The sequence below is a fragment of the Polaromonas jejuensis NBRC 106434 genome (assembly GCF_001598235.1).
In the GTDB taxonomy this organism is placed as follows: domain Bacteria; phylum Pseudomonadota; class Gammaproteobacteria; order Burkholderiales; family Burkholderiaceae_C; genus Polaromonas; species Polaromonas jejuensis.
The window spans coordinates 1-21,236 of the sequence record NZ_BCYO01000043.1 but is presented as its reverse complement, the minus strand read 5'-3'; the positions used below and the strand labels follow the sequence as shown (position 1 = coordinate 21,236).

18 protein-coding genes and 3 pseudogenes are annotated in these 21,236 nt (G+C 60.5%); 14 read left to right on the top strand and 7 right to left on the bottom strand.

Annotated elements, in window-relative coordinates; all coding sequences use genetic code 11:
• Nucleotides 1-13: 13 nt before the first annotated feature.
• On the bottom strand, nucleotides 14-322 hold the full coding sequence (locus tag PJE01S_RS23050; RefSeq protein ID WP_068836059.1) for a hypothetical protein: 309 nt from the start codon (nucleotides 320-322) through the stop codon (nucleotides 14-16).
• 317 nt (nucleotides 323-639) lie between these two features.
• On the opposite strand from PJE01S_RS23050, the pseudogene PJE01S_RS24860 reads away from it, so the two are divergent.
• From PJE01S_RS24860 to PJE01S_RS23030, 8 genes and pseudogenes are all read left to right on the top strand, one after another.
• Nucleotides 640-873: pseudogene (locus PJE01S_RS24860) on the top strand (MFS transporter); the annotation flags it as partial.
• A gap of 284 nt (nucleotides 874-1,157) precedes the next feature.
• Nucleotides 1,158-1,676: a sugar dehydrogenase complex small subunit gene (locus tag PJE01S_RS23045; RefSeq protein ID WP_068836058.1), complete on the top strand. Its 519-nt coding sequence runs from the start codon at nucleotides 1,158-1,160 to the stop codon at nucleotides 1,674-1,676.
• Nucleotides 1,677-1,687: 11 nt separating this feature from the next.
• Nucleotides 1,688-3,325 carry a GMC family oxidoreductase gene (locus PJE01S_RS23040; RefSeq protein ID WP_068836057.1) on the top strand — a complete coding sequence of 546 codons (1,638 nt, stop codon included), beginning with the start codon at nucleotides 1,688-1,690 and terminating at the stop codon, nucleotides 3,323-3,325.
• Between the two features lie 14 nt (nucleotides 3,326-3,339).
• Nucleotides 3,340-4,773 carry a cytochrome c gene (locus PJE01S_RS23035; protein WP_245660949.1) on the top strand — a complete coding sequence of 478 codons (1,434 nt, stop codon included), beginning with the start codon at nucleotides 3,340-3,342 and terminating at the stop codon, nucleotides 4,771-4,773.
• Nucleotides 4,774-5,203: 430 nt separating this feature from the next.
• A pseudogene (locus tag PJE01S_RS26110) lies at nucleotides 5,204-5,326 on the top strand (nuclease-related domain-containing protein); the annotation flags it as partial.
• Nucleotides 5,327-5,461: 135 nt separating this feature from the next.
• The gene (locus PJE01S_RS24855; protein WP_169804425.1) at nucleotides 5,462-6,997 is read left to right on the top strand and encodes an SIR2 family protein; all 1,536 of its coding nucleotides are present in this window, start codon (nucleotides 5,462-5,464) and stop codon (nucleotides 6,995-6,997) included.
• The gene (locus PJE01S_RS24850; protein ID WP_084389723.1) at nucleotides 6,994-9,837 is read left to right on the top strand and encodes an AAA family ATPase; all 2,844 of its coding nucleotides are present in this window, start codon (nucleotides 6,994-6,996) and stop codon (nucleotides 9,835-9,837) included. Before PJE01S_RS24855 ends, PJE01S_RS24850 begins: the two co-directional genes overlap by 4 nt.
• 190 nt (nucleotides 9,838-10,027) lie before the next feature.
• On the top strand, nucleotides 10,028-10,789 hold the full coding sequence (locus PJE01S_RS23030) for a tRNA-uridine aminocarboxypropyltransferase (protein WP_068836055.1): 762 nt from the start codon (nucleotides 10,028-10,030) through the stop codon (nucleotides 10,787-10,789).
• A gap of 152 nt (nucleotides 10,790-10,941) precedes the next feature.
• Here PJE01S_RS23030 and PJE01S_RS23025 read toward each other — a convergent pair whose 3' ends face one another.
• Both PJE01S_RS23025 and PJE01S_RS23020 read right to left on the bottom strand, forming a co-directional pair.
• The gene (locus PJE01S_RS23025) at nucleotides 10,942-11,937 is read right to left on the bottom strand and encodes an aldo/keto reductase (RefSeq protein ID WP_068836054.1); all 996 of its coding nucleotides are present in this window, start codon (nucleotides 11,935-11,937) and stop codon (nucleotides 10,942-10,944) included.
• 61 nt (nucleotides 11,938-11,998) lie between these two features.
• Nucleotides 11,999-12,382 carry a MerR family transcriptional regulator gene (locus PJE01S_RS23020; RefSeq protein ID WP_068836053.1) on the bottom strand — a complete coding sequence of 128 codons (384 nt, stop codon included), beginning with the start codon at nucleotides 12,380-12,382 and terminating at the stop codon, nucleotides 11,999-12,001.
• Between the two features lie 49 nt (nucleotides 12,383-12,431).
• Here PJE01S_RS23020 and PJE01S_RS23015 point away from each other — a divergent pair, with 49 nt between their 5' ends.
• Entirely contained in the window at nucleotides 12,432-12,620 is a 189-nt protein-coding gene (locus tag PJE01S_RS23015) for a hypothetical protein (RefSeq protein ID WP_157090450.1), read from the top strand.
• Between the two features lie 100 nt (nucleotides 12,621-12,720).
• On the opposite strand, the gene PJE01S_RS23010 is transcribed toward PJE01S_RS23015, so the two are convergent.
• A complete protein-coding gene (locus PJE01S_RS23010) occupies nucleotides 12,721-13,362 on the bottom strand; it encodes a class I SAM-dependent methyltransferase (RefSeq protein ID WP_084389722.1) in 642 nt (213 codons plus the stop codon).
• Nucleotides 13,363-13,694: 332 nt separating this feature from the next.
• On the opposite strand from PJE01S_RS23010, the gene PJE01S_RS23005 reads away from it, so the two are divergent.
• Entirely contained in the window at nucleotides 13,695-13,946 is a 252-nt protein-coding gene (locus PJE01S_RS23005; RefSeq protein WP_068836051.1) for a hypothetical protein, read from the top strand.
• A 225-nt stretch (nucleotides 13,947-14,171) separates the two neighbouring features.
• Here PJE01S_RS23005 and PJE01S_RS23000 read toward each other — a convergent pair whose 3' ends face one another.
• A complete protein-coding gene (locus tag PJE01S_RS23000) occupies nucleotides 14,172-14,627 on the bottom strand; it encodes a hypothetical protein (RefSeq protein WP_068836050.1) in 456 nt (151 codons plus the stop codon).
• A 386-nt stretch (nucleotides 14,628-15,013) separates the two neighbouring features.
• Here PJE01S_RS23000 and PJE01S_RS22995 point away from each other — a divergent pair, with 386 nt between their 5' ends.
• Entirely contained in the window at nucleotides 15,014-16,186 is a 1,173-nt protein-coding gene (locus tag PJE01S_RS22995) for an NAD(P)/FAD-dependent oxidoreductase (protein ID WP_068836049.1), read from the top strand.
• Between the two features lie 441 nt (nucleotides 16,187-16,627).
• Here the strand turns inward: PJE01S_RS22995 and PJE01S_RS22990 are convergent, their stop codons facing one another.
• Complete coding sequence (locus tag PJE01S_RS22990) at nucleotides 16,628-17,533, bottom strand: LysR family transcriptional regulator (RefSeq protein ID WP_068836048.1); 906 nt, start codon at nucleotides 17,531-17,533, stop codon at nucleotides 16,628-16,630.
• Nucleotides 17,534-17,731: 198 nt separating this feature from the next.
• Between PJE01S_RS22990 and PJE01S_RS22985 the strand changes: the two genes are divergently transcribed.
• The 3 genes from PJE01S_RS22985 to PJE01S_RS22975 all read left to right on the top strand — a co-directional run bounded on the left by PJE01S_RS22985 (nucleotide 17,732) and on the right by PJE01S_RS22975 (nucleotide 20,825).
• Nucleotides 17,732-19,201, top strand: a complete 1,470-nt coding sequence (locus tag PJE01S_RS22985; protein ID WP_068836047.1) for an MFS transporter — start codon at nucleotides 17,732-17,734, stop codon at nucleotides 19,199-19,201.
• A 228-nt stretch (nucleotides 19,202-19,429) separates the two neighbouring features.
• Nucleotides 19,430-20,134, top strand: coding sequence for a glutathione S-transferase N-terminal domain-containing protein (locus tag PJE01S_RS22980; protein ID WP_068836046.1), 705 nt, complete (start codon nucleotides 19,430-19,432; stop codon nucleotides 20,132-20,134).
• A gap of 94 nt (nucleotides 20,135-20,228) precedes the next feature.
• The gene (locus PJE01S_RS22975; protein ID WP_068836045.1) at nucleotides 20,229-20,825 is read left to right on the top strand and encodes a hypothetical protein; all 597 of its coding nucleotides are present in this window, start codon (nucleotides 20,229-20,231) and stop codon (nucleotides 20,823-20,825) included.
• 183 nt (nucleotides 20,826-21,008) lie between these two features.
• Here PJE01S_RS22975 and PJE01S_RS25620 read toward each other — a convergent pair.
• Nucleotides 21,009-21,236, bottom strand: a pseudogene (locus tag PJE01S_RS25620) (DUF3108 domain-containing protein); the annotation flags it as partial.

Sequence of the window (21,236 nt, the reverse complement as noted above, 5' to 3'; positions counted from 1 at the left end):
GGGGGAAAACCGCTTACTTGCTGGCTGCCGCTTTGACGTCAACCTTGGCTTCGGCTTTGGCGTGGGCTTCGGGCTTGGCTTTTGCAACTTTGGCATGGGCCTTGGTTTTCTTGTCACTGGCAGCCGCTTCGGCTTTTTGCACCTTGGCATCGGCCTTGGCATCCGCTTTGACTTCGGATTTGTTGACGGCTACCGCCTTGTCGGCTTTGGCTTCTGCCTTGACCACGGCAGGGGTCGCGGGGGCGGCTGCCGGAGCAGGCGCCTGTGCAAATGCAGCGGAGGCAAACAGACCGGCAATCAGGGTAGCGAGTAATTTGTTCACGTGTAATCCTTGGGTTTGACTGGTTGGGAAACTGATTTCGTTGCTAGCCGCTATTCAACGAGAGGCAGGCGCAGCCTGTTGACCGCGCTTACATGAGGTTTCACTTCAGCGCTGCGCCATCAAAGTTGCTATGTTTTTTATAGCTTGATGTGTGTTCCATGATTGGGCTGGCGGCCTGTTTCCCCATGAAGCCCAGGTGATCCGTCACGGCATGAACGCGCCGGCGCCGAACGACGGCCATGCGGACATGGCCCGGCCGAGGTAACCTCAACGCCCAACACACCGCCATGAACACCCCTTCGCCGCCAGCACTCGCTGCCGACGTGCGCACGGCCTATTCACCCGCCCTGACAGGCCGCGCCATGGCGGTGTTCACCATGGCCATGTTTCTGGGCGTGGCCGCCATGCAGTGGTTCACCGGCCTCGCGGCCTCGGTGGCATCAAGCTAAGGCGTGGAGCCCTTCGCGGCCGTGCCGGCCAGTATTACCGCGCTGCTGGTGGCCGGGGCACTGGCGTTTACCGCGCTGCCGGGGCCAGCCCCCGGCGCCTGAAAATAGCTATCTTTTTCATAGCATGTTGCACTCATACGCATGGGGCTGGCGGTAATTTTTCAGGTCGTCGAAAAGCGCCCGAGCACTTGCTTTGCGGACCGCAAAGCGCGCGCGGCCTCTGCACATTTGGTTTCAAAGGACTAGGATGGGCCTCGTCGGCCTGTCGGTAGACTCCTCAACGAGCAGTGCTACGACGACGACACGGTCGGCCGGCAGGGTCAGGGATCAGCGCCATGACGCCCCGCGGAGCCGGAGTTCATTCAGACACACAGGGGGCCCCCGACATGAATGAGATCCACAGCACCAAGCAGCATTCCCCGCCTCACCAGCCCCAACGACGCGTCGTGCTGGCCGGACTGCTGGGCGCCTATGCCGCCTCGCTGATTCCCTGGGCACTGTCCCAGCCGGTGGCCGATGCAGGACAGGGCGCATTCCTCGGCGTTTCCGCCCTCCTCGCCGGCCGTCAGACGCTGGACGGCGTGCAGGCCAAGCGGCTTTATGACGCCCTGGTGGCCGACGACGCGGGGTTTCCGGCGGCCGCGCAGGCGCTGCTGAAACTCATCAACGAACGGAAAATTGATCCGCTTGAGTTGCAGCAGGTGCTGGACACCGAAAAGTCGCCGCTGGCACCGATCCCCCGAAAAGTCGTTAGCGCCTGGTTCATGGGCATTGTCGGCAGCGGCGAAACGGCACGCGCACTCGCCTACGAAACCGCGCTCAACGCCCAGATCGTCCAGGACGTCCTGAAACCCCCTACCTACGCCTATGGCGCCTACGGTAGCTGGGCCAAAAAACCTAGCTGAGGAGCTTCCAGATGGCCGACACTCTATCCGCAGACTTTGTTGTCATCGGCTCGGGCATCATTGGCTCGCTCACCGCGCGCAAGCTGGCGCAAGCCGGTGCCTCCGTGCTGATCCTGGAGGCAGGTCCACGCGTCACGCGTGACGAACTGGTCGCCCGCTTCCGAAACTCGCCGCGCCGCAGCGACTGGATGTCAGCCTATCCATCCGTTGACTCGGCGCCGCATCCCATCTACCAGCCCAAGGACAACGGCTACCTGATTCAGGCCGGGCCCTACCCTTATGCGGCCGAGTACATCCGCCAGGTCGGCGGCACCACCTGGCACTGGGCGGCGCAGGCCTGGCGCAACGTGCCCAGCGACTTCAAGATACGCAGCCTCTACGGCGTGGGTGTGGACTGGCCGATCAGCTACGAAGACCTGGAACCCTTCTACCAGGAGGCCGAAGAGATCATGGGCGTCTCGGGCGCCCCCAACACCGGCTCGCCGCGCAACAAACCCTTCCCCATGGAGCCCGTGGCCGAGCCCTGGGCCATGCGCCGCCTGCGCGAACGGCTGGCGCCCACGTTCCAGGTTGTCAGCAACACCACCGCCCGCAACAGCCGCGGCTACGACGGCCGTCCGGCCTGCTGCGGCAACAACAGCTGCCAGCCGATTTGCCCCATCGACGCGCAATACCACGGCGGCCTGGCGGCTGATGCGGCGGAAGCCGCCGGCGTCAAGCTGCGGCCCAATGCCAACGTCTACAAGCTGGAGCACGACGACAAGGGCCGCGTGGTGGCGGCCCTTTACTACGACCCCGACAAGAGCTCGCACCGCGTCACCGGCAAGACCTTCATCGTCGCGGCCAACGGCATTGAAAGCCCCCGGCTGCTGCTGCTCTCGACCAGCGACAAATTCCCCCGCGGCCTGGCCAATGCCCGCGACCTGGTCGGCCGCCATTTGATGGACCACCCCAGCACCTCGCTCACCTTCGACGCCGACGAAGAGGTCTGGCTCGGGCGCGGACCGCAAAGCCCCAGCTCCATCAACACCATGCGCGACGGCGCCTTCCGCTCCGAGCACGCGCCTTACCGGCTCGACTTCACCAACATTTCCCGCGTGGACGGCGCCAGCAACAGCCTGATCAGCGCCGGCGTCTACGGCGTTGAATTTGACAAGCGCTTGCGCTACTCGGCAGCGCACGAGATGAACGTCAAGAACGTGCTCGAAGTCCTGCCGCTGCCGGACAACCGCATCACCCTCAGCAGCGAAAAAGACTCCATGGGCATTCCCAAGCCCCAGGCCCACTACGCGATTGACGACTACACGCGCAAGGGGCACGAGCGCTCCACACAAGACTTCAAGCGCATTGCCGAACTCATGGGCGGCACCAACCTGCGACCCAGCAAGGAAGGCGTGTTCTCGAACAACCAGCACATCTGCGGCACGCTCAGCATGGGCAAAGACCCCGCCACCTCGGTCTGCGACCAATGGGGACGTCCCTACGACCACGAGAACCTGTTCCTGGTGGGGACCGGCGTGCTGCCGACCTCGGCCACCTGCAACTCGACCGAAAACGGGCTCGCCGTGGCGCTGAGAACCGCGCAGTACATCCTGTCCGAGCAAGGCCGTGCGGGGGTGCAAAAGCCGTCCTCATCAACGCCAGGTTAAGGAAGGGTGCCATCATGACTTTTAAAGCCCGCCTCTTCCATCGCCACGTCCATTGCCGGGCTGACCGCATGGCCTGCCGCCTCGGCGCCCTCGCCCTGGGGCTGCTGAGCCTCGGCGCCATGGCCGCCACACCGGACGCCGCCACCACCGAGCTGATCCAGCGCGGCAAATACCTGGCCACGGCCGGCGACTGCGTGGCCTGCCACACCGCCCCCGGCGGCAAGTCCATGGCCGGCGGCCTGGCATTGCCAACACCGCTGGGCGACATCATGGCGACCAACATCACGCCCTCCAAAACGCACGGCATAGGCAACTACACCGAGGCGCAATTCAGCGACGCACTGCGCAAGGGCATTCGCGCCGATGGCCAGCATCTCTACCCGGCCATGCCCTACACCTCGTATGCGCTGGTGACGGATGAAGATGCGCACGCCATGTACACCTACTTCATGCAGGGCGTGGCCCCCGTCGATGCCGCGCCGGCGAAGGCCACGGCACTGCCCTTCCCCTTCAATATCCGCCTGTCGATGGTGGGGTGGAACCTGCTGTTTCTCGACACCAGGACCTTTGTGGCCGACGCCGGCAAGCCCGCCGAGTGGAACCGCGGTGCCTACCTGACGCGCGGCCTGGCCCACTGCAGCACCTGCCACAGCCCGCGCAACATGATGATGGCCGAAGACATCAAGCGCGAGCTGGGCGGCGGCGAAGTGGGCACCTGGTTTGCGCCCAACATCACCTCCGACGCCAACAGCGGCGTGGGCGGCTGGAGCGAGCAGGAAATCGTCGACTACATGCGCCTGGGCCATGCCGCCGACAAGGCCCAGGCCGCAGGCCCCATGGCCGAGGCCGTTGACCACAGCCTGCAGCACCTGACGCCCGAAGACCTGCGCGCCATCGCCGTGTACATCAAGAGCGTGCCGCCCCAGCACGACGCGGCCGACACCCGCCCGGCGCATGGGTGGGGCGCGGCAGCCAACGACCTCAACAGCATACGCGGCGTGGCCTGGCCCAAGGACCGCGAGCAACTGACCGGCCCGCAGCTTTACGACGCGCATTGCGCCACCTGCCACCAGGCCAGCGGCCAGGGCAGTTTTGACGGCGGACTGCCGCCGCTGTTTCACAACACCGCGGTAGGCCGCAGCAACACCAACAACCTCATCATGGTGCTGCTCGACGGCATTGAGCGGCAGACCGACTCGCCCCAGGTGCTGATGCAGGGCTTTCGCAAGGTGATGTCCGATCAGCAGATGGCGACACTCGCCTCCTACCTGACCAGGCAGTACGGCAACCCCGACGTCAAGGTCACGGCAGAGCAGGTCAGAACGCTCAGGGCCGGCGGCGCACCATCCAACCTCGTCTGGCTGGCACGCGGCGGCATGATCGTCGGCGTGCTGGTGCTGCTCGCCTTGATAGCGTGGGTCCTCAAACGCAGCAACAAGCGCGCCTGAATCTCCTGGGCGTGGCACGCCTCGCCACAGCCAGCGCCCGAATTTGGAGCCGCAAACAAAAGTGCTGCCGCAGCGCATGCGCGTAAGCCATTCGCCCTACAGCCTGTGAGCTGTACCGCGTCAGCCCCATCACGCCAACAGTTGTTCTGAATGGAATGCGAGGGGTGAAGCGTTCACCACTCGCTACGTTATTAATAGCTATAGGCGCTTATTTAATAAAGGCCACAGACCTTTTTCATTCACAGCCTCAAGTTTTCAGCGCCTCAGTGAGCGCCTGAATCCGCACCAGCGCATCAAATTTGCGTCGCCCTTCTGAGCCACGCTGTCGCACCTGTTTGACCGGGGAAAACACCCACGCAAGCAGAGCAAGCACGACTTCTTTACATGGCATGATGGTCACAAACCGTTAAGAAGAAAAGTGATGTTCTGAATGGCAACTCTTATTCCTTCAATTGGTACTTGCTCATTCGAAACCGTAGGCGAGCGGCGACTGGCCGAGCGGCTGGAGCAAAAGCTCGATGACGACTACCTGCTTTGGTACGACGTGCCTATGCCTGTGCAGATGCGGTCGGCGTGGTTCCTGTTGCTTAGCTAGCCAATGACATTTAGCTCGCCGCATTTGTTCGAAGCTGTAGTCGGCATAACTCAGCCTCCCCCGATACGCCCAACATTGCTGTTAGGTGCCGGGATGTCCTATTCGTTGGTCCCCCTTCCTTCGCAGTTAATGGGGATGCTAAAACCGCTTCAACACGAGATTGAGGCGGAAATGGGCGTGGGTCCTTGTAATCCTATTGACGCTACTGATCCACAGTCGCTCTACGTCTGGTCCGGCGAACTCTTCGATGCACTCATAGCGTCTGGACGGGGAGAGCTTGATGCCAAAAAGACCATAGCAAAAGCGTTACGGGTCACCATTGATCCATGTTGGAGCGCAAAAGCAAAGGTTCCACTTCGGGGGACAAGTGCCCGACACCGCGTCATAGCGCGCTTGGTGCGGGAGAAAAGATGGCATTCAATATGGTCGTTGAACTGGGATGTCTGGTTGGAGCGAGCGCTTCACAGCGTGGGAATTGAAAGCCATCAGTCCAAGAAAAACAGCTCACCCGCCTTGCCAAATGGCTGGATCAGATGGTACGAGTCTTGGGTTCCGTCAAAAGTTGTTCAGAACGGTGACCAACAAACAGTGGTTGTTTACAAGCCTCACGGTTGTGTCGAATCACTGCTTGCGGGTGACGGCACATTTGTATTAACCCGTGAAGAACTAGGCCGGTGTTTAAAACAACAGGAGCCACTTGTACAAGATGGAATGAAGCAATGTTTTACTCATCACTCTTTGGTTGCAGCGGGGTGGAGCGCGAGCGAGCCTTACCTTCAAGAGTTTTTTACCGAGCTGAAACCCTATCGATCCGCCGGAACCACACTAACAGTCATAGATCCATCCCCAAATCCCGGCGGACATGTGGCATTAATGGCTGCATATGATTCTTGCTCAGCTCAAACGATGTGCCGCCCTGAATTCAATTCATTTCCAAACACAGATGATGTTTTCTTGTGGATTCAGACCCGCCACGGGCTAGGATGTTTTGAAGCAATTTCTACTGGCTATGAACGTCAGAAAGCCACAGCTTGGCTGAATATATTCAAGGAGCCTCAAAGTCAGAGCTCAGCTTTCGGTTTTATGGTTGAGTGGTTCGATAACTTCTTGTCGGTTTGGCTACGACTTTGTTTTAACAATGGTCATCAAAAGTTCTTTGCCGGCTTACCCGTTCTGAGAGAAGCCATTCCGACTCATCGTAGAGACGAACACATCCCTTGGGATGAACAAAACGTTGAGCGCAAAGATCTGCTTGCTGCCCTTACGCTTCTAGTCGACCTATGCGATAGGCCAGCCGAAATACCTAAATTCAACTTTGCGTTCTTCCCTGGCGCTCTCTGGGATGAACACAAGCATCATCTGATCGTGCCTGTGCCCGCATGGATCGAGGGTAAAACGCAAAGCTTAGCTGCACTAAAGCCTTTAGTCGAAAGTCGCCATTGGGCAAATCAGGGACAAGTACGTAAGGTTTCGGTTTTAGGACTGGCTCCTTTGGGCTCTCCGGTTATGCATAAGGATACTCAACTGAATTGGATCTACGAAGTTTCGCGGCTTATGCATTTCGGTGGTTTTGCGGCGGTGAAAAATATTCAGTGGCTTGAGCTATCGAACTGGAGAGATCACATATGAATGCACTAGAAGTATTCGAAAAATGGCTTCGTTCAGAGTACCTAGAAAAGCTAGATGTTCAATTGAACGATCATCTTTCTCCGAAATCGTCTGCGGTGTGGATGCGGAACGGCTCAGATACGCATGCGAGTCTTTTTGATGTAGATCTAGGGATTTGGTTTAAATTTGTTGAGTTAATTGAGCCGGAAAAAGTAAGTTCGCGAGTGCAAGAAAGCATTCAAGCATCTCTAGCGGATGCTGCACAGCTGCTGTGGAAAACCGGACTTCCAGGAGAGTCTCAAGATCGGAGCGGAGCATGGACGCTTACACTGATTTTTTTAATCCACTCGTCTTGTCGACTCGATTGGGAAAAGTCAATTCAGACACTCCGCGCAGAAAGCGGCTTCACTGAGGAGTTCTCAATAGACGTCATCGTATTTAATGATCCCATCAGTCTGTCCACTCAGCTTCAATCAGGCACGGCAATGCCCCAACTGCTGCTTTCCAGTAGAAAACTGCTTCTATTGCCTGCACAGAATATTGATTCGTGGCTTTCAGCTGACGCCGAGGTTAAGAAGCTACTTGATGATCTGCCAAATCGTTTTTCAAACTCTCAAGAGCGCAAACTTGTTGAGGGAATGATTGAACAAGTGCTTAAAGACAGTTCAAGCACAACTGATCATGGTTTTCCGGCTGCACCGTTGCATTTGGATTCGGTGAAAATCACCAGTCTGCGAAATATCTCTGATTTCACACTAAAGCTTAGATCTCCCGACAGCGATGTTTTCGCGCACATTATTCATGGTCCAAACGGGACTGGGAAATCCAGTATTTTTGAAGCACTAAGTATTGCAGTCGCAGGATCATCGCGTCGTATGGCTGACTATTTAGTTGACCCCGACATCTATAGGCCGACTTCAGCTGCCTATGTCAAAAATGTACTAGCGCCCCTAGCAACCAATCAGAACCCGCAAGTTGAAGTGAGTGGCTCGAATGTTTTGTCAAACATGCCAGTGGACGCGCAAGAAGCCGACCTCCGATTAATTGCCTCCGACGGAACACTATTAGCCCAAGAAGACGCCCGCAACTTTGTCGAAACCCCTGGACGAAACTTGGGTGCTCGCGTTCTAACCGGCTATTCAGTCCTCGCACAAAACGTGCAAAGCTTCTGCGAAAGAGAGTACGGACTAGCCAACTCCAAGCGGCAAGAGTGGTTAAGGAAATTTGGCATAGCGGCATCGGTCACCCGTGAAGAGAGCCGCCTTACAAAATTAATTGAGCACTTTATTGGTCAATATCATCCGTTTGGAACTCAACAATTGGGATTTTGGCTAGCTGCGATACAGCAGCGCATTCCCAATTATTCGGTAGAAGCCAAGTCTCTAGCGTTTGATTGGAGTGAAGCTGATGCAAAGTCGAAACGCGATGACCTGGCAAAAATAGTTGTTCAATTGGATCGTTTAGGCGCCAATGCGGAATGCGAACGAGCGGTATTTGGTTGGATTCAGAAGCGCAATAAAGCGCTGCTTGAAATGACGGCACTAAAGACCAAAATAAAGAAAACTTGCGATGATATAACCGAACAGCGACCTGAACTAGAAGAAGATCTACAAAAATGGCAGCGATGGTTATTTCGCGATACATCTACGGCGGCAGGTTCAGACACCCCAAGTCAAGAAGCCTTGTCTGAAGAGAAGAATCTGAACTCGCAACTGCAGATCACAAAAGACGTTGGACTGTCCTACAGTGAGCAGCTGCAGCATTTGAAACAGGTCCAAAGCACATTTCTGAGCTCATGGGCTAAAGATCACCCGGAGCTTTGTCCAACATGTAATGCCGATCACTCCCTTGAAGGCGGCATAGTATCCGTTGTTAAAAAGCTTTCTGAAGACTTGGAACTAAGACTTGGAGCAGCCCGCAAACAGTATGCGGAAATCCTTTCTAAAGTTCGGGAACTGCAGAAAAGCCACGAACAACTAGGACAATGCCCGCTCAATGAGGAGCGAAGAAGCGCGATTGCCCACCTCTTAGGCTTTACTGATCAAGGCTATGAAGCTCTTGAGAGTTTTCTGAAGCAGAAAGATGCAGTAGACATACTTCTGCAGTCGTTGGATCTGCTTATCTCACCTCCGCAGCTTCCGCTAATTGATGACACTGAAGTTGCCGCATCACGAGTTTGGAGCGAAATAGAAACGGAGAACGCTAGAGGGGCAGCCCTTTGGGCGCTTCCTGACCGATGGTCGAACATACGAAAAGTTGTTGACAGCGAATGTCTTCTGATAATTCAGCGTCACCTCCCTAAAACATTGCAAGCTGTTTGGGCTGAAATTGCAATGACTATTACCCCCGCTCGCTGGAATTTGGCAGATCAACCAAGATTGATTGCAGAAAGCAAAAGAGGAAGTGAAAGCCTACGAATCCTGGTTGGCGACGACAAGCGCCAAATAGGAGTCCAGCATATCTTCAACCAAGCAGAAAACCATATCTTGGGCCTCGCTTGGTTTTTTACACGATATCTGTCATCAGGCAGGTTCAAACATTCTCTTGTTGCTCTTGATGATCCCGCACAAGAAATGGATCAAACTACTTTTCGTAGTTTCACACGCCTAATTCAGACATTCTGCAGGCTGCACGAACGTTACGGACGCCCATTGACTTTAGTGCTGTTGTTACATCAAGAAGATAGGGCGCTCGATGCGGCGCGCGCCACAAATCATCAAGTAACCTCATTAAAGTGGGCGAGGGAAATTAGCTCTTCGGCATCGGTTGAGCATTTGATATTAATTAGTCCAGAATTCAAAGCGCCGCTACCAAAGGTACTTCAGTCCCCTAAATTGAATAGCCAGACCGCCCCCGCATGAAGGTGGACAAGCCCGCGCAGTAGGAAGGATGTGGTCAGCATGGCGGGCTGTCAGCCACCAGCTCGCAACAGCCGGGCAAACTGAATTACCAGCAAAGTGCTGCGTAGGGAAGTAGCGAAAGTCCCGCCCGAGCGAGTCCCACTGCTACAGTGCGTCCCATGCTCACCAAAGCCGCCCCCAAACTATCCGCATGACCCACGCCGTCTCTCGCCTGCGCACCGCGCGTCTGGCGCGCAGCTCCAAACCCTTTCTCGCCCGTGGCGGTCCGCGCGGGGCGCGTTGCGCCGGTTGCCGGCTGATCCCCAGCCATTGCATGTGCGCCTTGCGCCCTGCCGTGCTCACGCGCGCGGGTGTGTGCTTGGTCATGGCCGACATCGAGCCGCTCAAGCCCAGCAACACGGGCTGGCTGATTGCCGATGTGCTGGCGGACACTTCTGCCTTTGGCTGGGCGCGCACAGAGGTGGACCCTGCGCTGCTGGCCATGCTGGCCGATCCGCAGTGGCAGCCGTATCTGGTGTTTCCGGGGGAGTTCGTGGCGGCCGAGCGGGTGGTGACAGAGGTGCTGCCCATCGAAGCCCAGGATGGCAAAGAAGTTCGAGAGGGCAAGCGGCCGCTGTTTGTATTGCTGGACGCCACCTGGCCCGAGGCGCGCAAGATGTTTCGCAAGAGCCCTTACCTGGACCACCTGCCCGTGCTCAGCCTGCAGAGCGAGCAACTCTCCAACTACCGCCTGCGCCGCTCCAAGCGCAACGATCATTTCTGTACCTCCGAGGTGGCTGCCCTGTGCCTGGCGCTGGCCGGCGAGACGCATGCGGCGCAGACCCTGGAGGCTTACCTGGATGTGTTCACCAACCACTACCTGAATGCCAAACAGCAGTTGCCCGTGGACATGGAAGATGCCGCGCACCAGCGTTTGCGCAGCCTGCGTTTGCCGCAGGGCAGTGGCGCCTAGCCTTGGGCCGGCGCCAGCCTGGCAACAGGTGGGCGTTCGCTTTCGCAGTCGCTATGAAATATGTAGCTGCTCGCGCCTGTCACTCCTAGGCTAGAGGCCGATTTGATACTTGAAAACGGCTTGAAAATGGCCTGAAATGCCTGCCGCTCTCTTCAGGCGTTGACGGAGCCGAGAAAGGCTTCGGGGTAACGCAGGCCAGCGGCTGCATCGGGCGGGAAGGCACGGTCCAGCTCGGCCAGTTCTTCCGCGCTCAGCACCACGTCCAGCGCGGCGATGTTCTGGTCAAGATAGCTGCGGCGTTTGGTGCCGGGGATGGGAATGATGTCCTCACCCTGCGCCAGCACCCAGGCCAGCGCCACCTGCGAGGCAGTCGTGCCTTTGGTTTCGGCCAGCTGCTTGACCTTTTCGACCAGCGCGAGGTTGCGGGCGAAGTTTTCATCCTGGAAGCGCGGCGAAAACTTGCGGCGGTAGTCGTCGGCAGGCAGGTCTTCCGGCTTGGTGAATGCGCCGGTCAAAAAGCCACGGCCCAGCGGTGAGTAGGCCACCAGGCTCACGCCATGCTTGCGGCAGGCGGCCAGTGTGCCGGTGGCTTCGGGGTCGCGCGTCCACAATGAATACTCGCTTTGCAGGGCGGCGATGGGGTGCACCTTGCAGGCGCGCTCGATCGTGGCGGCCGATGCTTCGGACAGGCCCAGGTAGCGCACCTTGCCGGCGTGCACCAGCTCGGCCATGGCGCCCACGGTATCTTCAATCGGCACGGTCTTGTCAACGCGGTGCTGGTAATACAGGTCAATTTGCTCAAGCCCCAAGCGCTTCAGGCTGGCGTCGCAGCTGGCCTTGACATAGTCGGGGCGGCCGTTGAACCCGCGCGCCGCCTCGTTGGCCGGGTCGCGCGAGATGCCGAACTTGGTCGCGATGAAGACATCCTTGCGGCGCCCGGCAATGGCCTTGCCGATGAGCAGTTCGTTGGTGTGCGGCCCATAGACGTCGGCGGTGTCGAGGAAGTTGAGGCCCTTGTCCAGTGCGTGGTGAATGGTGGCGATGGATTCGGCGTCGTCGCGGTTGCTGTAGAAGTCGCTCATGCCCATGCAGCCGAGGCCGATGGCGGAAATGGCGGGGCCGTTGCGGCCGAGGGTGCGGGTTTTCATGGTGTTCCTTCTGAAAATGCGGAGTGGGGGGATGTCAAAAAAAATGGAAAGCGCCAGCGCTTCAGGCGCGCTTGGGCGTTGTTCGCATCTCCTGGTAGAGGCGAATCTTCTTGCGGATGTATTGAAGCGTTTCCCCGAGCGCGCGCATGTCGGCTTCCACGCGCCGGGCATGGTCTTCCAGCAGGGTTTGCCGCTCGGCCAGGCTGTCGGGCACCTGGCCCTGGCGCAGCAGCTGCGCATAGCGCTGCATGTCGCGCATGGACATGCCGGTGGCGCGCAGGCGCACCAGGAACTCGAGCCAGCGCATATCAGTGTCGCTGTAGCGGCGCGCGCCGCCGCGGCGGTCGACCGGCGCGATCAGGCCGATCTGCTCGTAGTAGCGCAGGGTGTAGGCGCTTAAACCGGTGGCCTTGGCGGCTTCGGTGATGCTCAGGGAGGTGCTCATGCCGCTAATGTAGAACTTCGAGTGCACTCGAAGTCAAGCCATTATTTTTTTGCCGCTTGCAACGAACCGAATTGCCCCAGGGCACCCCGAGCTGGTGCAGGGCGACAACCGCCAGGAAAAGCGTGGTGGCCATTTGGTCACCATCACCAAGTACCGCTGTGACCGTTGCGGCACCGCGTGGGAATACGAGAACGACAAGGCCAACCTGCACGCGGGCTGGTCGGTGGTGGGGCGGTAGCCGGCGCTCACTTTTTTGCCAACCCCCTGGCGACGACGCGCTGTCCCAGCGGCCTTCGACGACCTCGGCGATGTGCGGCCACGAAAGCGCGCACGCCGGCTCAGCGCAAGGGCTTGACCCAGGTGAACACGCGCACCGGCGGCACGTTCACCACCTCCCACCGCTTCTGCGGCTGGCCCAAACGGGGTGACACAAAAGCGGCGACCTGCGCACGCACCTGGTAGGCGACAAAGCGGCCGCCGGGTCGCAGCACTTCGGCGATGGCCGCGGCGATGCGGTCGGCGGCTTCGGGCGCCATGGTGGAGAACGGAATGCCCGAGACGATGGCATCCGGTGCCGGCAGGCCGCTGGCGGCCAACAGGTCTTGCAGCTGCTCGGCGCTGCCCAGTTCCAGCGTGAAGCGCGGGTCTTGCACCGTGCTGCGCAGGTGCTGGTCAAAGATGGCGTCGAGCTCTATCGCCAGCAGCTGGGCCTCGGGCCGCATGGCGCGCAGGAAGGCAGCGGTCGTGCCGCCGGTGCCCGGCCCCAGTTCAACCACGGTGTGCGCTTCGGCCACCCGGGCCTCGCGCACCAGCCGCTGCTCCAGCCAGCGCGAACTCGGCACGACGGAGCCCACCCGGGCCGGGTGGCGCAGAAAGCCGCGTAGAAACTCCAGCCCGTCGCGCAGCTGGCCGCCATGGCGCTGGCGGGCGGGCGGCGTGGCCCGGCCGGTCGGCCGTAAGGCGCTGGGTTTGTTCAGCATGGTGATGCTTGCTTGATGGGCTGAGGTTTTTTCTTCAGAAGTCAACGCCCGGAAACCCGCCGACGCCGCAAACGGTGTGATTTCAGAGCGACCCTGCCAAAGATCATGCGGCAAGGGCCGCTGCAAGGTCAACTGATTCTGGCGCCGGGGTGTGCCGAGTGCCGCTGTCATGCGCGAATCAAGATACGCGGCGGTGCTTCCCGGACGGGGTTGGCCACTTCAACATCCCCGCGCGCTGCGTGGGGAAGTAGCGAAAGTCCAGCTCGGCGGCCAAGGGGCGACAATGAGCGTCAATACCCAAAGCCCCCATCACCAACATCAAGAGCAGCAACATGACCCAAGACCCGAACCGCCAAAACGAATTGAAGAAGATGGCGCTGTGCGATTCGTGCGCCGGCATCCAGCGCAACTGGCGCAAGGCCCCCGGGCATGCCGAGCTGGTGCAGGGCGCCAATCGCCAGGAAAGGCGCGGCGGTGCTGTGGTCACCATCACCAGCTACCGCTGTGACCGCTGCGGCACCGCGTGGGAGTACGAGAACGACAAGGCCAACCTGCACGCGGGATGGTCGGTGGTAGGACGGTAGACACAAGTTTTAAACGCGCTGCGTTTTGACGACCTGCCACCGGAACCTTCAGAGCTTTTGGCGGCCTATGGGCCTGACGGCGCAGAAGTTGGTGATTGCCTTTTTGCCCGAGCAGCAGCCTTGAGTAGACCGGGACGGGGTTGAACGGGAAATGAACCACCCATAAAAAAGACAGGCCTGGCCTGTCTTTTTAGCGAGTGCAAGTTTCGCAACTTGCGGCTGCCCTTACTTGCTGCCAGCAGCTTTCACATCAGCCTTGACTTCTGCCTTGACCGCCTTGGTATCCAGCTTGGCGTTGGCCTTGTCGGCTGCGGCATTCACCTTGGTGGTGTCGAGCTTGGCTTCGGCTTTGACGGTGGCCTTGTCTGCTTTGGCGTCGGCCTTGGTTTTGTCGTCTGCGTCAGCTTTGGCGGCCTTGGCGTGGGCCTTGGCTTTGACTTTTGCTGCCTTGGCGTGGGCCTTGGTGGTCTTTTCAGCGGTTTTTACTTCTGCCTTTTCGACCTTGGTGTCTGCCTTGGCGTCCACCTTGGCTTCGCTTTTGACGGCGGCGGCGACTGATTTGTCGGCCTTGGCTTCTGCCTTGACCGCAGCCGGCGTGGCGGGTGCCACAGGCGCAGGCGTTTGTGCAGATGCAAGACCAACAAACAGGGTGGCAATCAGGGTAGCGAGTAATTTGTTCATGAGAGTCCTATGAGTGAGGTTTGTTTAAAACCAGTTGATTTCACGAGAAGCCCGTGTTCAACGAAGCGCGCTGCCCATCTGTTGACGCCACTCACACACCGTTGCAACACACTACCTGCGCTTTACATGGCGCGCGCAGCGGGGGCGCACCCTACACACCCTCAAGGCCCGGAAGGAATATGTTGATACACCGAAGACTGTTGCTCACACGCTCTACCCGGCGCGCGAGCCCAGCCCAGCTACAAGGTATCTGCCGTGCAATTGCAGCAGCCTTGACGGCTGCTGCACCTTGACCTGTTGGCCCTGCGTTGACCGTCTACATTCTTGCCGTATGGGTAGGATGGCCACCATCCAGTCAGCAAATCAGCACAAGAGGTACAGGCAAGATGAGCCAGGCAGCACAACAAGTGGTCATTGTGGGCGGCGGGGTGATGGGCAGTGCCATTGCCTGTTTTTTGGCCATGCACCCGCGCTTTGGCGGCAAGGTCACGGTGGTGGAACGTGACCCCACCTATGCGCAGGCCTCTTCGGCGCTGTCGGCCAGCTCCATACGCCAGCAGTTCTCGGCGCCAGTGAACATCGCGATCTCGCAGTACGGCATTGAGTTTTTGCGCAACATTAAACAGCACCTGGCGGTGGAGGGCAACGTGCCCGATATAGGCCTGACCGAGAAAGGCTATCTATACCTGGCCACCGCAGCCGGCGCGGCCACCTTGCGAGAGAACCACGCTACGCAGCGCGCGATGGGCGTGGAAGTTGCACTGCTGGAACCAGCGGCGCTGCAGCAGCGCTTTCCGTGGCTGCAGGTGGACGACCTGGCGCTGGCCTCGCTGGGCCTGAAGGGCGAAGGCTGGTTTGATGGCTATGGTTTGCTGATGGCCTTCAGGCACAAGGCGCGCAACCTGGGCGTGCAGTATGTCAAGGCCGAGGCCACGGGCTTTGCGTACAGCCAGGGCCGCGTGCATGCGGTCACGCTGGAAGGCGGCGCGCAACTGCCGTGCGACTGGGCAGTGAACGCAGCCGGCGCCTGGGCCAAGCCCTTGTTGGCTGGCACCGGGCTGGACTTGCCGGTGCATGGGCGCAGGCGCTGCGTTTATGCGTTTACCAGCCCCGCCAAAACGCCGGATTGCCCGCTGGTCATCGACACTAGCGGGCTGTGGTTCCGGCCCGAGGGCGACATCTGGATTTGCGGCCTGCCGCCGCCGCAGGATGACAACGATGCACCGCTGGAGGTGGACTACGACTTGTTCGACCAGGCCTGGCTGACGCTGGCGCACCGGGTGCCGGGCTTTGAGGCCGTGCGCCTGCAGCGCGCCTGGGCCGGTTACTACGAATACAACACCCATGACCAGAATGCCCTGCTGGGGCCGCACCCGGCTTTGCCCAATTTGCTGCTGGCCAATGGCTTCAGCGGGCACGGTTTGCAGCAGGCGCCGGCGGTGGGGCGCGGCCTGGCCGAATGGATAGCCGAGGGCGCCTACACCAGCCTGGACTTGTCGCCGCTGTCGGTGCAAAGGCTGGTGGAGGGTCGCGCCTTGCTGGAAAGAAATGTCATCTAGCTTCCTGCCTGATGAGTTTTCGCTCCCGATTTGATAGCTGTTGGCGCCCTGTTTACCTGGGCTATCGCCCGATACACCTCAGAGTTTCGGCAGCGTGACGGTCGTGGGCCGCACAGCATAGCGTGAAGTCCCGCGCCAGCTTGCGTGAGCCGGCAGGCGGGTGCTGCGCTTGCAGGATTTTCGAAGCGAATGGGCTTTTGGGTCGCCACCGGGTCTTGCTACGCTGTCGGCCCAAAACAAGGGTTGTTCGTCGATTTCACTGTGATTTTTCCCTCAGCCCAGCTCCATCTCCCGCTTCCCGCAATGAAACAGAATTTCGAGCTTGCAATTGACCTGCGAGTTTTGAGATGAAAGACACGGCGCAGTACAAACACCTGCCTGGGCTGAAATCGCCCTGGTCGGTCAGACGAGTGGGCCTCTCGCTGGCCGGGCAGCGCGTGACTATGAATCAGTGAGTTGCTCCGCGCAAACGTCGTGAAGGCATCCGCGCAGCCAGCGATGTGCGGTATCGGCATCCAGCCGCGGGTGCCAGAGCATTGAAACCGTGATCTCCGGCGTTGGGACAGGAAGAGGAAAACTATACATTCCGGCGCGCAGGTTTCCAGTGTGTCGTTCGGGAACAGTGGCGATCAGGTCGGAGGCCCGGGCGAGAGCCAGCGCGGTCGAAAAGCCACCGACGATCGTGACGATCTCCCTTTCCAGTCCAAACGGCTTCAAGGCTTCATCCATCGGTCCCTTGCCCTGACCCCGTCGCGAGACAAGGATGTGCCTGCCGGCCGCATAACGGGAGGGCGTGATCTCGCCCTGGCTCAGCGAATGCCCCATGCGCACGACGCCAATGAAACGGTCTCGGAACAACGCCCGGGTGCGCACCTCCGGACCCGTAGAGTCACCTATAACGCCGGTTTCCAAATCGACGGTTCCGTCACGAAGTGGCGCGCTGTCCTTGTCTAATTTCTGCACGAACCGTAGTCGCACGCCGGGCGCTTCCTCGCCGACGCGGGCAATGAGGCTAGGCCCGAAGTTCTCCACAAAGCCTTCGCTGGTCCGCAGCGTGAACGTTCGAACCAGCTGTTCGAGCTTGAGCTTTTCGGCAGGGCGTAGAACCGCTTCTGCGTCCTGCACGAGCTGGCCGACCCGCTCGCGCAGTGCTATCGCCCGGGGTGTGGGAACGAGACCGCGTCCGGCCCTGACCAACAGCGGATCGCCCGTCGTGTCACGCAATCGCGCCAGCGCCCGGCTCATCGCCGACGGGCTAAGCCGCAAGCGTCGGGCTGCGCGCGCAACGCTGCCTTCCGCGAGCAGCACATCAAGAGTGACAAGCAGGTTGAGATCGGGTATCGACATGCATTGACCATAGCGCAGTTTGGTCGTTACATGGCGTCAAACACACTAATAAAGTGCAAATGGTGCGCCTTCCGCTATATCAGGCAAAGAACTACGCTTGCATAGCAGCTCCATTTCGGGAGTCGCCAGTCAACGCAGTTTCAGCGCAGGCCAACAACTGCCGGCAGGGCTTGTTATGCCGAAGCCAAAAGGGAATTCATGTTGAAGTCAATCATTGCAAGGCGAGATGAGGCAGTCGCTGGAAGTGCCGCAAGTGTGGAAAGGACACCTTCGGTCCGGTGGGCGCTCGCCAGCCTTTCGCTCTCCATGCTGCTGTCCTCGCTCGGCACCAGCATCGCCAATGTGGGCTTGCCGGCGCTGGCACAGGCGTTCACTGCCTCCTTCCAGCAAGTCCAGTGGGTCGTCCTCGCTTATCTCCTCGCCATCACCACCCTGATCGTCAGCGCCGGACGGCTCGGTGACATCATTGGCCGGAGGCGGCTGCTGCTGGCCGGAATCTTCCTGTTCACGGTGGCATCAAGCCTGTGCGGCGTCGCGCCCACGCTCTGGCTGCTGATTGCCGCCCGGGCGGCGCAGGGGCTAGGCGCGGCCATCATGATGGCCCTCACCATGGCGTTTGTCGGTGAGACGGTACCAAAGGCCAGGACCGGCAGCGCCATGGGGCTGCTCGGAACGATGTCCGCGATTGGCACCGCTCTCGGTCCATCGCTGGGCGGCGTTCTGATCGCCGGACCCGGTTGGCGGGCCATCTTCCTCGCCAACTTACCGCTGGGTATCCTGACTTTTCTTCTCGCGCATCGCTACCTGCCCGTTGATCGCCGGGGGCCGAAGACGGGTCGTGCCGGTTTCGACCCTATGGGCACGCTGCTGCTGGCCCTGACGCTCGCGGCTTATGCGCTCGCCATGACGATGGGGCGCGGCAGTTTCGGCCCGCTCAACATGGCCCTGCTGCTGGCTGCTGCCTTCGGGGTCGGCCTTTTCGTGCTCGCCGAGGCGAGAGCCGCATCCCCTTTGATCCGATTGGCGATGTTCCGCGATCCAGGCTTCAGTGCGAGCCTCGCCATGAGCGCGCTCGTCTCGACGGTGATGATGGCGACGCTGGTGGTCGGGCCGTTCTATCTGTCTCGTGCGCTCGGGCTCGACGCTGCGCTTGTGGGACTCGTCCTGTCGGTCGGTCCGCTTGCCGCCGCGCTGACCGGTATGCCAGCCGGTCGCATTGCGGACCGTTTTGGCGCGCAACGCATGACCATTGTTGGGCTCGTAGCAATAGCGGCCGGTTCCTTCGTTCTATCCATGATGCCGACGACGCTCGGCATCCCCGGCTACATCGCCCCCATCGTCGTCATCACCGTCGGCTATGCGCTGTTCCAGACGGCCAACAATACCGCCGTCATGACGGATATCCGTGCGGACCAGCGGGGCGTCATTTCCGGCATGCTCAGCCTGTCGCGCAATCTCGGGCTCATCACCGGTGCATCCGTAATGGGCGCTGTGTTCGCGCTCGCAGCGGCGACGATCGACATCACAACGGCGCGTCCCGAGGCTGTTGCCACCGGTATGCGGATCACGTTCGCAGTCGCGGCGCTTCTGATCGTCGTCGCGCTCGCCATAGCGCTTGGAAGCCGTGCTCTCGCAACACGCCATTCGCTCCATGGAGACGTGTCATGACGAGAGCCAGGCATCGCAGTCCCAACGCAAACCGGAAGTTTTCGACGAGATTTTTGTCAGGGTGGCGTCCACCAATCGCCGGCGGCGAGATCGCGTTTGACTGGCCCCTTCAACCGGCCCGAATGCGGGCAGCGGCGGTCACGCCGATGGGCCCCAGCAGCCAAATGGCCATTGGGTCAAAATGTCCGACGCAAAAGACTTACTGCCCGCGTTCAACCAAGGACTTCAATGATCGATCTCTCGACCTTCCCCATCACGAAAAAATGGCCGGCCCAGCACCCCGAGCGGCTGCAGCTCTACTCGCTGCCCACGCCCAACGGCGTCAAGGTGTCCATCATGCTGGAAGAGACCGGCCTGGCTTACGAGCCGCATCTGGTCAGCTTCGACACCCATGACCAGATGTCGCCGGAATTTCTCTCGCTCAGCCCCAACAACAAGATCCCGGCCATCCTCGACCCTAACGGCCCGGGCGGCCAGCCGCTGGCGCTGTTCGAGTCCGGCGCCATCCTGCTCTACCTGGCCGACAAGAGCGGTCAACTCATCCCGCAGGATGCCGCCGGCCGCTACGAAACCATCCAGTGGCTGATGTGGCAGATGGGCGGCATTGGCCCCATGTTTGGCCAGCTGGGCTTCTTCAACAAGTTTGCCGGCAGGGACTACGAAGACAAGCGCCCGCGCGACCGCTATGTGGCGGAGGCCAGGCGCCTGCTGGCCGTGCTGGACCAGCGGCTGGCCGGCCGCGCCTGGATCATGGGCGAGGCCTACACGATTGCCGACATCGCCACCTTCCCCTGGGTGCGCAACCTGATCGGCTTTTATGAGGCGGGCGATCTGGTGGGCATCAACGATTTTGCCAACGTCACGCGGGCGCTGGCGGCGTTCGTGGCGCGGCCGGCGGTGGTGAAGGGGCTGGGCATTCCCAAGCGGGGCTGATGGCGCCATTCACAGAACGCATCGCCCGCCTGCCGGCCTGCACGGCGCACAATCCCAACTCCGACCGCAACGACCGAGACGACCGAGGTATTGGATGAAGCGCAGACTCCTGATCACGCTGACCGCATGGCTGGCTTGGGCCCTGGCTGCCTGTTCGGGCGCGCCGGGCGCACGCGCCCAGCCCAGCTACACCGTGTCTGCCGAGCAGTTGCAGCAGGCGGTGGCGCGGCGCTTCCCCCTGCGCTATCCGGTGGGTGGGCTGCTGGACCTGACCCTGCAGGCGCCGCGCCTGCGCCTGCTGCCCGAGCAGAACCGGCTCAATGCCGAGATGCCGGTCGAGGCCGCCGGGCCGGCGCTGCAGCGCAGCCACGCGGGCAGCTTCGAGGTGGACTTTGCGCTGCGCTATGAGGCCAGCGACCGCACCATTCGCGCCTACCAGCTGCGGGTGCATTCGCTGAACTTTCCCAGCCTGCCGCCGGCCGCGTCCGAGTTGCTCAACAGCTATGGGCCGGCCTTGGCCGAGCAGGCCTTGCGCGAGGTGGTGCTGCACCAGCTGCGTCCGCAAGACCTGGCGCTGGCCGATGGCCTGGGGCTGCAGCCGGGCAGCATCACGGTGACGGCGAAAGGGCTGGTGATCGGCTTCGTGCCCAAGCCACGTGAGGGCGAATCGGCGGCTCCTGCGGCCCCATGACCATCTGCATGAGCGCGGGCGGCCGCGGCGAGCCGTTCGGGGTGTTGGCGCCTGCCGGCCAGCCCATACGGCGCTTCAGATGCTTCAAATTTGATAGCTATCAGCGCTGATACAGCAAGGGCTGGCGGCCTGTTTTGCTTGAATTGGCGCGCATTGTCCCGTCATTGCCCCTTCATGGCCCCCTTATTGCCCCGTGACGGCGCCGTTTTTTTCAGCGGCCGTGCCGCCATTGGCCGGCGGCGTTGATACCGCTGGCGGCGCAGGCGTGGCGGCGCTGCCATTCGGCGCCGCGGGCTGAATCGGCGGCGCCGACTCCATCGGCACCGCATCCACCGCATCACGCCGCTCGGAAGGCATGGCCGCTTCAACGGGCGGCGGCACGGGCGATGAGGCGTCGGGCGCGGGTGCAGC

Bases quoted from the DNA above. Each gene is read 5' to 3' on its own strand.
- PJE01S_RS23045 (WP_068836058.1), top strand. From the start codon at position 1,158: ATGAATGAGATCCACAGCACCAAGCAGCATTCCCCGCCTCACCAGCCC.
- PJE01S_RS23040 (WP_068836057.1), top strand. From the start codon at position 1,688: ATGGCCGACACTCTATCCGCAGACTTTGTTGTCATCGGCTCGGGCATC.
- PJE01S_RS23035 (WP_245660949.1), top strand. From the start codon at position 3,340: ATGACTTTTAAAGCCCGCCTCTTCCATCGCCACGTCCATTGCCGGGCT.
- PJE01S_RS24855 (WP_169804425.1), top strand. From the start codon at position 5,462: ATGTCCTATTCGTTGGTCCCCCTTCCTTCGCAGTTAATGGGGATGCTA.
- PJE01S_RS24850 (WP_084389723.1), top strand. From the start codon at position 6,994: ATGAATGCACTAGAAGTATTCGAAAAATGGCTTCGTTCAGAGTACCTA.
- PJE01S_RS23030 (WP_068836055.1), top strand. From the start codon at position 10,028: ATGACCCACGCCGTCTCTCGCCTGCGCACCGCGCGTCTGGCGCGCAGC.
- PJE01S_RS23025 (WP_068836054.1), bottom strand. From the start codon at position 11,937: ATGAAAACCCGCACCCTCGGCCGCAACGGCCCCGCCATTTCCGCCATC.
- PJE01S_RS23020 (WP_068836053.1), bottom strand. From the start codon at position 12,382: ATGAGCACCTCCCTGAGCATCACCGAAGCCGCCAAGGCCACCGGTTTA.
- PJE01S_RS23010 (WP_084389722.1), bottom strand. From the start codon at position 13,362: ATGCTGAACAAACCCAGCGCCTTACGGCCGACCGGCCGGGCCACGCCG.
- PJE01S_RS23005 (WP_068836051.1), top strand. From the start codon at position 13,695: ATGACCCAAGACCCGAACCGCCAAAACGAATTGAAGAAGATGGCGCTG.
- PJE01S_RS23000 (WP_068836050.1), bottom strand. From the start codon at position 14,627: ATGAACAAATTACTCGCTACCCTGATTGCCACCCTGTTTGTTGGTCTT.
- PJE01S_RS22995 (WP_068836049.1), top strand. From the start codon at position 15,014: ATGAGCCAGGCAGCACAACAAGTGGTCATTGTGGGCGGCGGGGTGATG.
- PJE01S_RS22990 (WP_068836048.1), bottom strand. From the start codon at position 17,533: ATGTCGATACCCGATCTCAACCTGCTTGTCACTCTTGATGTGCTGCTC.
- PJE01S_RS22985 (WP_068836047.1), top strand. From the start codon at position 17,732: ATGTTGAAGTCAATCATTGCAAGGCGAGATGAGGCAGTCGCTGGAAGT.
- PJE01S_RS22980 (WP_068836046.1), top strand. From the start codon at position 19,430: ATGATCGATCTCTCGACCTTCCCCATCACGAAAAAATGGCCGGCCCAG.
- PJE01S_RS22975 (WP_068836045.1), top strand. From the start codon at position 20,229: ATGAAGCGCAGACTCCTGATCACGCTGACCGCATGGCTGGCTTGGGCC.